We start from the raw sequence: 10,170 nt of genomic DNA on the forward strand, positions 1-10,170 counted from the left end.
GTCAAACCACGTCTCGTCTTACTACCGGTATCGAGGACGTTCCGGCGGCGGTGACGATTACGCGGCCGCATCATCCGCTGCAGGGTCGGTCGTTGCAGGTGGTGGGCGGGATGCGACGGCACGGGGCAATGGAGCTGCTGCTGGCGCTGCCCGATGGGACCAAGTCGCTGGTCCCGGCGGCGTGGACGGACGCCCAGCCGCCGATCAATGACGGCGCTGTCGGGGTTGCGACCCTTGGATCGCTGGCAGATCTGTTGCGTGTCTGCGCGCTGATCGCCGAGTTGCGGGGACAGGCTGCAGGGATGTCACCGTGCAAGGAGGACTCCCATGCAGCCTGTCCAGCTCAGTTTGATACCACACCCAGTCCCGGCCCCAGTCCCGGCCGTAATCACCGGTTCGGCCCAGATGGTGGAGTTGACGCCGATGGTCGAGCAGCTACCCGCCGAGGAAGTCGCGGCGGCGATCGCGTTGCTGGCCGAAGTGATTGCCAAAGCCATGGCGGCGATCGGCAGCGGGGCGGTCGGCGATGAGTGAATCGAAGGTCACGCATGGGCATCTGCATCGCGCAGCGGTGGTGTATGTGCGCCAGTCCACCATGGTCCAGATCGCCCGCAACCGCGAGTCCACCGCCCGCCAGTACGAGCTGGTCGCCCGTGCGGTCGAGTTGGGCTGGCCGCGCGCGGGGGTGCGGGTGATCGATGAGGACCTGGGAGTCTCGGGGGCCAGCGCCACGGGTCGGTCCGGGTTCGCCGAGCTGGCCGCGCAGGTCGGGCTCGGCGCGGTAGGAATTGTTTTGGCGCTGGAGGTTTCACGGTTGGCGCGCAACAACTCCGACTGGTATCGGCTGCTGGACCTGGCCGGCATGACCGACACGCTGATCGCCGACACCGACGGCATCTACCATCCGGGGTTGTTCAATGACCGCATGCTGCTAGGTATGAAGGGCACCATGTCGGAGGCCGAACTGCATATCCTGCGTGCCCGTCTCGACGGCGGCATCCGCAGCAAGGCCGCTCGCGGCGAGCTGCGCCGAGGGCTGCCGGTCGGTCTGGTGTGGGGCCAGGCCGACGGTGAGGTGCGCTGGCACCCTGATGAGGCGGTCACCGGCGTGATCGCCGCGGTCTTCGAGCGGTTCGCGCTGTGCGGGTCGGTGCGCGGGGTATGGCTGTGGCTGCGCGAACAGGGGCTCAAATTCCCGCTGCAACCCCACGGGGGGTGCGTTAGCGGCGATCCGCAGATCAGTTGGGCGGCGCCGAGCTACTACGCGGTGCATGCCGTGCTCACTCACCCCGCCTACGCGGGCGCCTACGTATTCGGCCGCACCCGCGTGCAGCGCAGCGTCGATGCTGATGGGCGGCTGCGGGTGTCTCGCCGGGCGCTGCCCCAAGACCAGTGGGAGGTGCTCATCACCGAGCATCACCGCGGGTTCATCGACTGGGACACCTTCCAGGACAACCAGTCTCGTATCCGAGGCAATATCCGCCCGAGGGCCCATGAGCCGGGCACCGGCGCGGTGCGCGAGGGCTGCGCGCTGCTGCAGGGCCTGGCCACCTGCGGGACCTGTGGGTGCAGGCTGAGCGTCTACTACGACGGGCGGGCCAACAAGCCGCCGGGCTACTACTGCGTGGGCACCGGGCAGCTGGCCGGTCACAGCGGCTATCACCTGCGTGTCGGGGGCGCCGGGATCGACGCCGCGCTCACCGCGGCGTTTTTGGCCGCGCTGCAACCGGTGGCGCTGCAGGCCTGCCTGGCCGCCGCCCAGCAGCTCGAGGACGGCCACGACGCCGCGCTGGCCCAATGGCGCCGCCAGGTCGAGCAGGCCCGCTATCAAGCTGGTCAGGCCGAGCGCCGCTACCGGGTCGTCGACCCGGATAACCGCCTGGTCGCTCGCGGCCTGGAGACCGAATGGAACACCGCGCTGCAAGCCCTGGCGGACGCCCAGGCCGAGCTCGCTCGCCGCCAAGCTGCACGCCCGAAAACCCTGACCCCACAAGAGAAGGCGATGATACTCACACTCAGCGACGACCTCGCCGATGTGTGGGCGATGCCGAGCACCACCGATAAAGACCGAAAACACTTGCTGCGCAGCCTGCTCGATGAGGTCAACATCAGCGTGTGCCGCGACCACACCGACGCCCACGCCGACTTGGTGCTGCGCTGGAAAGGCGGCGCCATCACCGACCTAAGAGTGCCCATCAAACGCAAACCGGCCAACCATCTACGCACCGACGAACACACCGTTGACCTGGTGCGCCGCCTGGCCACACACTATCCCGACGCGATGATCGCCCAAATCCTCACCCAGCAAGGCCGCCGCACCGCCCGCGGCCTACCGTTCAATGCCGGTCGGGTGCAGTCGCTGCGCCACCATTACGAAATCCCTTGCCACACACCCACCGACGACCCGCAGGAAGCCGAGCTGCTCAGCGTGACTCAGGCCGCCAAGGAACTGGGCCTGGCACCCTCGACCCTGCACCGCTGGCTGGCCGACGGGTTCGTCGCCGGCGAGCAACTCACTCTTGGTGCGCCCTGGCGCATCCGGCTCACCGACGAGATCCGCAGCCTGTTCGTCGATGACGCCCCCGACGGCTGGCTGGCCATGCCGCAGGCCACCCTGGCCTACGGCGTGTCCCGCCAAACCATCATGCAACGTGTCAAGCGCGGCGAACTCCAAGCCGTCCACATCCGTACCGGACGCGGAAAAGGCCTGCGTATCCAGCCCCCAGCCCCCCAACAAGGACTGTTCTGATCATGACAATCAACAAAAACCACAGTGTGACGACACATCAAAACACGACCTGCAAGCGCGCCCGATCTACCACCGCACCCGCGACTCCATCGAAGCCCACCTGACCGTGGTATTCGCCGCCATGGCCGTGTCCCACTGGATCGAGCACCAAACCGGCTGGAGCATCAAGAAATTCGTGCGAACCGCACGCCGCTACCGCACTGTCACCATCCAAGCCGGCAACCACACCCTGACCGCCGCCGAACCTCCACCAGCCGACCTCGCCGAAGCCCTCGCCAAAATCCACGACCTACGTGCGCACTAGCCTGATAAAAGTCAGGACATATGTGGCTCACGCAGCCAAACGTTGTAGGCGGCCTCGTAGTGGTGTCGGGATTTGACCCGGCAACAGACTCGGAACTTGGATCAGCGATCACGAAAATCGTCCTATCGTGCTCGCCAATAAGGCCGACGAGCGCTTCTCCTGCTACCCGTCGATCCTTCGCTCTTGGCCGAATCCGGTTTGCCGGCAGAAGCACAGTCCTTACAACGAGGGGCGCTAGTCGGCGATGCGGCTGAAAATAGGCGGTTAATTGCGATACCGGCAGCGAATACGAGGAGAAATCCGCTGACAAGCATTTGGGCAGTGACCACCAACCGAGCGGAGCCGCTTAAAGGGTGTATGTCTCCAAAGCCCGTCGTCGTGGCAGTGCTTACGGTGAAATAGGCGGCGTCGATTCTACTGAGGGTCTCACTAAAGGCCGCAGGCGACCGCTGCGACAACCAGTAGTAGGCGTTCGCGAAGATGCCCTCAACGTAAAGGACGGCAGCGAAAACAGTTAGCAAGGCATGTCGCGGGCTCCGTCGAGGGATTAACTCCCATAGCACACGTGAAATGTAGAGCAGACCCCCGAGGCCAATGATTACCAGCACAGGTATCGTTGGAGCTGGACTACCAAGCGATAACCACCCCCAAAGCGGAAATGCGACAATAGCGCCGACGTCCATGATGAAGTTCACGACACGGAACAATGACTTCCATGACATAGCCGAACTTTACTCCGGTTAGACCACCGGCAGCGCGCTCCGCTTCTCGAGGGCCAGCGTGCTCCGCGCTCGATGCGAAGACTGACGCGATGACTTCGAGAGCAGCCGGTATCCACCAGCTCGAGGAGTATCGACGAGCAAGGGCGGCGACGGAAAAACCGACATCAGCGCCACCTCGCTCAAACACGGATTGTGTGTCACGCCCACGAGACCGCGCGTCTTGACAGCGTCGAACTACTGTGCACGGCACTCCTAGCATGGGCCAGACACATTGATCTCGCGCTCGGGCGAGGTCGTTCACGATATGGTGGCATGACCGCTGTCGCCGCGAGTCCCCCGCGGAGTTCGAACACAGAAGGTCTCACCCCGCATGTAGTGTCCCCATGTCGTGAACTACTTGCTTTTCCTCGGCCCGGTCATCCTCGTCAGCTGCTATCTCCTGCGCCTCAGCGCGAACGGCCGCCGCCACCTTCCGCCGCGCAGCCTCGATTAGAGCTTCGGCTACGGCTCGCCCGGTGGGTGTAGCGGTTGTCTATCCCTTCACGCAAGGCGCGCAACAGGATTCGGCGTTCACCTAGTCCGGCGATGGTCCGGATGACTTCGGCAACAAGCGGCGTAATCGATTGATTGCCGTCACCACAACGATGTCGCCGGCGCGCGTAGTCAAGCATCGCCGCCAGGCCCGGGCGACCAGTCCTCGCCGAACCGGAAAGTTTGTCGGTAAACACCAGATCGGCGCCCAAACCAGCGGCCTCAGCGCAGTCACTTTCGCGCTGAGGGCCTGGCCAGTGGTGCTGACTCGTGCATAACCTGGGGATCGCCGTGATGCCAGCTACGGTCTCCCTGCCCTCCAACAGTGGGATTCGAGACACGCGGTGCGAGACAAGAAATGAGTCTATGCCACCACCACGGCGCAGCTGTTGCAGATGGTGGCCTGGCTGGGGCACTGGCGCATACAGCGGGTGGTAATGGAATCCACCGGCTCCTACTGAAGGGCGTACATTACCTGCTGGAAGCCGAGGAGTTTGACTGCTGGCTGGTCAATGCCCGCGAGGTGAAAAACGCGCCAGGCCGGGCCAAGACGCTCCGGGCCGACGCGGTTTGGCTGGCCAAGGTGGCCGAGCGGGGCATGTGCCGGCCCTCGCTGGTGCACCCGCCCGAGATCCGACGCCTGCGCGACCTCACCCTCTACCGGCGTGGTGGACGACCGCACCCGTGAGCAACAGCGGGTCGAAAGCTGCTTATGGAGGCCCTGATCAAGATCTCGGCAGCGGGCCGGTCGGCAAATCAGGCAGCGCACCGGTGCGCAGTACGGTGCGCGGCACCATCGACGCGGCAGGGCCATCCACGTCGAAACTCAAACGCGCCCAACACTATTGGTGCTCGTCCGGAGCGCAGCTCCGCCTGTGCGACCGTCATCTCGGCGTAGCAGGTCCGCACACCGCCGGCAATGAGAGTCGGCCCGCACAGCGCAAACCGTGGCTCGCTAGGCTTCATGGCCCTGCGGACGGCAGGTCAGCCCGAGCGCACAGAGCTGTCGTACCCCATGCTCAAAACCACAGACCGCGATCGAGGCGGCGAGCTGGCAAACCGGCTGCCCTCGACGAGCGGCAACTGGAGCCAGCGCGTGATCACCGCGCGGGAAAAGTGGCCGTGACCCACAAATAACACGTCGCGTGACGCCATGTGGTGTAGCGCCAACGCGACGGCTCGGTCAGCACGATCGGTGACCTGAGCGACGCTTTCACCGCCCGGGCAACCGTGCGTCCAGACCAGCCAGTCCGGCTGCAATTCCTGGATCTGCGCGGTCGTCAGGCCCTCGTAGCAGCCGTAATCCCATTCGGCGATCAACGGCGACACCTCATCGACGCTCAGACTGGCAAACTCGGCGGTGGCCAGGGTCCGTCGGCGCGGGCTGCGTATCACCATGAGGTTCTCGAGCTTGAGTTCACGCAGTGCCCCGCCCGCCGCCTCGGCTTTTTCACGTCCGGTGTCGGTCAGCTCTAGCTCGGTGCGGCCGGTGTGCTGGCCCGACTTCGACCACTCGGTCTCCCCGTGTCGGAGCGGCAGCAGCCGGTGGTTCTCCACGCCCAGGCCGACCGATTGTGCCAGCATTCGCGAGTCGCCCCGCGGCACGAGGAAAAGGTGCCAGGATGTCCCTGTGACTGATACCCAGGTAGTGGCGGTGGCCAACCAGAAGGGTGGGTGGCCAAGACGACGGTGGCGTCGCTGGGCCACCCTGGGGTTCGACTGGTGCACTCATGACCGTCGCCATCACCGTGATCCGGCCACAGGGCGTCTATGATCGCTGAGAGCCGTGTCGTGCTGGTGATCAACTCCGGCTCGTCGTCGCTGAAATATCAACTGGTCGACCCTGACTCGGGCGCGTCGCGGGCGGTCGGCATCGTCGAGCAGATCGGCGAACAGTCGTCGTCGGCTCAGCTGGATGCCGGGAAGCATCATGTGGAACGCGGCGACCGTGTGGCCGATCACGACGCGGCGCTGCGCTTGGCGTTCGACCTGCTGGCCGAGGCCGGCATTGAGCTGCAGGCCAGCGGCCTGATGGCGGTCGGGCATCGGGTGGTGCACGGCGGCAACGACTTCTACCGGCCAACACTGGTGGACGACGCTCTGATCGCCAAGCTGAAGGAGCTCTCGCCGCTGGCGCCGTTGCACAACCCGCCGGCGGTGCTGGGAATCGAGGTGGCACGCAAGCTGCTGCCCGACACCCCGCACGTCGCGGTGTTCGACACGGCGTTCTTCCACGACCTGCCCCCCGCGGCCGCGACTTACGCCATCGACCGCGGATTGGCCGAGAAGTGGCAGATCCGGCGCTACGGATTTCACGGCACGTCGCACCATTACGTCAGCGAGCAGGCCGCTGTATTTCTGGGCAGGCCGCTGGACAGCATGAATCAGATTGTGCTGCATCTGGGTAACGGCGCATCAGCGTCAGCGATCGCCAAGGGCCGCCCCGTCGACACGTCGATGGGCTTGACCCCGATGGAGGGCCTGGTAATGGGCACCCGCAGCGGTGACGTCGACCCCGGCGTCATCGGCTACCTGTGGCGCGCCGCGAAGATGAGCGTCGAGGACATCGAGACGATGCTCAACCATCGCTCCGGGGTGTTCGGCTTGGCCGGCGAACTCGACTTCCGCCGGCTCCACGACATGATCGAATCTGGTGACGCCTCAGCACAATTGGCTTATGACGTGTTCATTCACCGGCTACGCAAGTACATCGGGGCATACCTGGCGGTGCTGGGACACACCGATGTGCTGAGCTTCACCGGCGGGATCGGCGAGAACGACCCGTCGGTGCGCCGCGACGCGCTGGCGGGGATGGCGGCGCTTGGTATCGAGGTTGATGAGCGCCGCAACGCCGGCCCGGCCAGCGGCACGCGGCGGATTTCCGCTGACGACTCGCCGATTGCGGTGTTGGTGATTCCAACCGATGAAGAACTGGCCATCGCCCGGTACTGCGTGCGGGTGATTTAGACCGGCGACGATGCGGGCCTGGCTCGAGGAGGAGCCGGGCAATCGGATTTAGCCCAGGAAACCCACGCTGGTCCGGCCGGCCCGACCGACGGTGTGGGATCGGTCTCGATGGTGTGCGCCAGCAGGTCATACTAGACGTCGCGAAAGTCCATTGGGTTTGAGGTCTCCGTTGTCGAGGTCCGTGAGGCTGGGTTCCTCGCCGTAGAACCCGCCCTTGATGGGTGTCCCGGCGACGAACACCGGCCCGGCGGTGCCGTGATCGGTGCCCTGGGACGCGTTGGCCGCCACCCTGCGCCCGAACTCCGAATACGCCAGCAAGACGACGTTCTTGCCGTAGCGGTCGGCGGACATGTCCCGCAGGAACGTGGCCACCGGTTCATCGAAGGAGCTGCAGCAGCCGCTGCTGGGTTTCGCGTTCGTCGGCGCGGGTGTCGAACCCGCCGAGCTGCACCATATAGACGCGGGACGGAACCCCTGCCCGCACCGCCTTGATCACCATGGCGAGCTGCGCGGCCAGCGGGTTGCGGTCCTTCTCGGACGCTTTGACCGGCGCGAAGGTCGTGTCGGTGGTACGGGTTGCGCGATAGGCTGCGCACACCGCCGACATGGCCGGGGTGTCACCTGAGTCGTCGACACCCGTCGCGTCCATCGTCGCGGCGAACCGCTCCTCGGATTTCGGGGTCCCGGCGGCTGAAAGGGCGGCGGCCGTGCATTTTTCGCCGACCGCGAGTGAGGCAACACGGCGCCCATAATGACCGCGCGCAGCGGGTCGTCACCGGTGACGTCCAGCCAGCGGCCGATCCAGCCGGTTGCGACGGGTTCGGCCGGCGACGCGGTCTGCCAGATATCCATGGACCGGAAGTGGCTGTGGTCAGGCTGGGTATAGCTCACGCGTGCACGATCGCCAAGTTCCGCTCGACCCACAACTCGTTCAGGCCTTTCAGCGCCGGATTGAGCCCCCACTGCTCATCCGGGTGCAGGACATCGCTGGGCATAGGCAAGTTCGGGGCGGGCGTCATGATAAGCGTTGTCGGTGGCCAAGCTGGGCGACTATCTGTTTGGCAATGTACTGACGTCGGTCATCGCCGGGGCGACGACCTTCGTGTGGTGCATTCTTTTCGATGTCCCCTACGCGGTGTTGCTCGGTGTCATCGTGGCCATCGTGGACCTCTTCCCCTACGCTTCCACCGTCGGCGGGTTCATCGTCGCCGCTGTCGCGCTGGCCGTTTCCATCCCGGTCAGCGTTGCCACTGTCGTGTTCTACATCGCGTTCCGGCTGGGTGAGGATTATCTTCTGACACCCAAAATCATCCGGGTCCGTGAAGGTACCCGCGGGTGTCACCGTCGTCGCCATCCTTTGGGCGCGGCGTGGCTGGGGTTGTCGGAGCGCTGATTGCGGTGCCGATTGCGCGGCTGTGCAGCTGCTCGTCGAGGAACTGCCTTTCCCGGCGCTCGATGAAGCTTGACCGGACCGTCATGGAGTTGACGACCTCGGATTGGACTGCGGCTCACTGAGTTGATGACGCTGAGGCCCTCGGCGGCCATCATCCCGAATTCGACCGCGTTGTGGACCATCTTCACGAAGTGCCCCGCACCACTCGGGCCGCAGTGCAGATACCCGGTCGGCAGCGATGCCGTCGCGCCGGTTCCGGCTGGGCGTGGGCTCGGCGCTTGGCCGCACCGGCCCGGCACCGACGCGATTTTCGCGGCGGCGCAGCAGCGCAGTGCGGCAGTACATTGAAGGGCATGCCGCCTCCGCTGATCGCGCCGTCGATTCTGGCCGCGGACTTCACCCGGCTGGGCGACGAGGCCGCCGCGGTCACCGGCGCCGACTGGCTGCATGTCGATGTCATGGACAACCATTTCGTGCCGAACCTGACCATCGGGCTGCCGGTTGTGGAGGCTCTTCTGAAGCGAACCGACATCCCGATGGACTGCCATCTGATGATCGAGAACCCCGATCGTTGGGCGCCGCGGTACGCCGAGGCCGGGGCCTACAACGTGACGTTTCACGCGGAAGCCACCAACAACCCGGTCGGCGTGGCCCGTGATATCCGCGCCGCCGGCGCCAAGGCCGGGCTCAGCGTGAAACCGGGTACGCCGTTGGAGCCCTACCTGGAGATCCTGCCCGAGTTCGACACGCTGCTGATCATGTCGGTCGAGCCCGGTTTCGGCGGGCAGGAGTTCATCCCCGAGGTGCTGGTCAAGGTCGCCGCCGCCCGCAGGCTCGTCGACGCCGGCGAGCTGTCCGTCGTCGTCGAGATCGACGGTGGTATCCATGAAGACACGATCGAGCAAGCCGCCGAAGCCGGGGTGGACTGCTTCGTCGCCGGGTCGGCGGTCTACAGCGCCGACGATCCGGCGGCCGCGGTGCAGGCGTTGCGGCGCCAGGCCGCTGAGGCGTCGCGGCATCTGCGGCTCTGAAGAGTGAGGCCGCCATGCGGCTGGCCATCGAGCAGGGCGAGCTGGTCAAGGGCCACAGCTATCCGAACCCGCCGGTGGGCGCGGTGATCCTGGACCGCGACGGCGAAGCTGTCGGCGTCGGCGCTACGGAACCCACGGGCGGCCGCCGAGGTGGTCGCGCTGGGCCGCGCCGGCGAGTTGGCGGTCGGCGGCACCGCCGTCGTCACGCTCGAGCCGTGGCAACCACGTGGGCACGGCATCGTCAAGTTATTTGAGAATGCTTGTGGCTCAGTCGATGTGAGTGGGCTGTATGACGGAACGTAGTGGCTGATGGTGTCTTTCATGCCGCTGCAGCGGCTGTGATCTGATCCCAGACCGCGAAGCGGTTGGTCATCTGGGTTCGCCATTGGGGTGCACTGATCAGATGACGACGGGGACGGAAGTGCTGTCGGATGTGGCTGAACGCAAACAGGAATCGTTGGGCCTGCCCAGGT

General features: G+C 65.5%; 10 protein-coding genes and 8 pseudogenes. 10 read left to right on the plus strand and 8 right to left on the minus strand.

The genetic code is table 11. The features are described 5' to 3' along the window. Positions 1 to 50 precede the first annotated feature (50 nt). The 4 genes and pseudogenes from ACLP9N_RS33695 to ACLP9N_RS33710 form a co-directional block, all read left to right on the plus strand. Positions 51 to 272: pseudogene (locus ACLP9N_RS33695) on the plus strand (DUF5372 family protein); the annotation flags it as partial. Between the two features lie 55 nt (positions 273 to 327). After that, a complete protein-coding gene (locus ACLP9N_RS33700; protein ID WP_442411467.1) occupies positions 328 to 534 on the plus strand; it encodes a hypothetical protein in 207 nt (68 codons plus the stop codon). Next, on the plus strand, positions 527 to 2,749 hold the full coding sequence (locus ACLP9N_RS33705; RefSeq protein ID WP_442411462.1) for a recombinase family protein: 2,223 nt from the start codon (positions 527 to 529) through the stop codon (positions 2,747 to 2,749). The genes ACLP9N_RS33700 and ACLP9N_RS33705 overlap by 8 nt, the downstream gene beginning before the upstream one ends. Before the next feature lie 37 nt (positions 2,750 to 2,786). Beyond that, positions 2,787 to 3,053 (plus strand): annotated as a pseudogene (locus ACLP9N_RS33710) (IS1634 family transposase); the annotation flags it as partial. A 122-nt stretch (positions 3,054 to 3,175) separates the two neighbouring features. On the opposite strand, the gene ACLP9N_RS33715 reads toward ACLP9N_RS33710, so the two are convergent. Further along, a complete protein-coding gene (locus tag ACLP9N_RS33715) occupies positions 3,176 to 3,775 on the minus strand; it encodes a potassium channel family protein (protein WP_442411463.1) in 600 nt (199 codons plus the stop codon). Between the two features lie 457 nt (positions 3,776 to 4,232). Continuing rightward, positions 4,233 to 4,661: pseudogene (locus ACLP9N_RS33720) on the minus strand (recombinase family protein); the annotation flags it as partial. Between the two features lie 3 nt (positions 4,662 to 4,664). Between ACLP9N_RS33720 and ACLP9N_RS33725 the strand changes: the two are divergent. Continuing rightward, positions 4,665 to 4,994 (plus strand): hypothetical protein, encoded by a 330-nt coding sequence (locus ACLP9N_RS33725; protein WP_442411464.1) that lies wholly within the window; start codon positions 4,665 to 4,667, stop codon positions 4,992 to 4,994. A gap of 267 nt (positions 4,995 to 5,261) precedes the next feature. On the opposite strand, the pseudogene ACLP9N_RS33730 reads toward ACLP9N_RS33725, so the two are convergent. Continuing rightward, positions 5,262 to 5,869, minus strand: a pseudogene (locus ACLP9N_RS33730) (acid phosphatase). A gap of 67 nt (positions 5,870 to 5,936) precedes the next feature. Between ACLP9N_RS33730 and ACLP9N_RS33735 the strand changes: the two are divergent. After that, positions 5,937 to 6,010 (plus strand): annotated as a pseudogene (locus ACLP9N_RS33735) (ParA family protein); the annotation flags it as partial. A gap of 66 nt (positions 6,011 to 6,076) precedes the next feature. Next, positions 6,077 to 7,273: an acetate kinase gene (locus ACLP9N_RS33740; RefSeq protein ID WP_424071537.1), complete on the plus strand. Its 1,197-nt coding sequence runs from the start codon at positions 6,077 to 6,079 to the stop codon at positions 7,271 to 7,273. 126 nt (positions 7,274 to 7,399) lie between these two features. Here ACLP9N_RS33740 and ACLP9N_RS33745 read toward each other — a convergent pair whose 3' ends face one another. The 3 genes from ACLP9N_RS33745 to ACLP9N_RS33755 all read right to left on the minus strand — a co-directional run bounded on the left by ACLP9N_RS33745 (position 7,400) and on the right by ACLP9N_RS33755 (position 8,292). Further along, on the minus strand, positions 7,400 to 7,645 hold the full coding sequence (locus ACLP9N_RS33745) for a DUF1501 domain-containing protein (RefSeq protein WP_442411465.1): 246 nt from the start codon (positions 7,643 to 7,645) through the stop codon (positions 7,400 to 7,402). 4 nt (positions 7,646 to 7,649) lie between these two features. After that, positions 7,650 to 7,922 (minus strand): hypothetical protein, encoded by a 273-nt coding sequence (locus ACLP9N_RS33750; protein ID WP_442411466.1) that lies wholly within the window; start codon positions 7,920 to 7,922, stop codon positions 7,650 to 7,652. Positions 7,923 to 8,160: 238 nt separating this feature from the next. After that, positions 8,161 to 8,292 carry a hypothetical protein gene (locus tag ACLP9N_RS33755; RefSeq protein ID WP_424071535.1) on the minus strand — a complete coding sequence of 44 codons (132 nt, stop codon included), beginning with the start codon at positions 8,290 to 8,292 and terminating at the stop codon, positions 8,161 to 8,163. A gap of 14 nt (positions 8,293 to 8,306) precedes the next feature. Between ACLP9N_RS33755 and ACLP9N_RS33760 the strand changes: the two genes are divergently transcribed. Then, positions 8,307 to 8,666, plus strand: coding sequence for an AI-2E family transporter (locus tag ACLP9N_RS33760; protein ID WP_424071536.1), 360 nt, complete (start codon positions 8,307 to 8,309; stop codon positions 8,664 to 8,666). A gap of 119 nt (positions 8,667 to 8,785) precedes the next feature. Here the strand turns inward: ACLP9N_RS33760 and ACLP9N_RS33765 are convergent. Further along, positions 8,786 to 8,950 (minus strand): annotated as a pseudogene (locus ACLP9N_RS33765) (phosphogluconate dehydrogenase (NAD(+)-dependent, decarboxylating)); the annotation flags it as partial. A gap of 69 nt (positions 8,951 to 9,019) precedes the next feature. Between ACLP9N_RS33765 and rpe the strand changes: the two are divergent. Next, complete coding sequence (gene rpe / locus ACLP9N_RS33770; protein WP_424071538.1) at positions 9,020 to 9,697, plus strand: ribulose-phosphate 3-epimerase; 678 nt, start codon at positions 9,020 to 9,022, stop codon at positions 9,695 to 9,697. Between the two features lie 14 nt (positions 9,698 to 9,711). After that, positions 9,712 to 9,928: pseudogene (locus ACLP9N_RS33775) on the plus strand (bifunctional diaminohydroxyphosphoribosylaminopyrimidine deaminase/5-amino-6-(5-phosphoribosylamino)uracil reductase RibD); the annotation flags it as partial. Between the two features lie 88 nt (positions 9,929 to 10,016). On the opposite strand, the pseudogene ACLP9N_RS33780 reads toward ACLP9N_RS33775, so the two are convergent. After that, positions 10,017 to 10,170: pseudogene (locus ACLP9N_RS33780) on the minus strand (IS6 family transposase); the annotation flags it as partial.

The sequence above is a fragment of the Mycobacterium sp. genome (assembly GCF_052144515.1).
Classification (GTDB): domain Bacteria; phylum Actinomycetota; class Actinomycetes; order Mycobacteriales; family Mycobacteriaceae; genus Mycobacterium.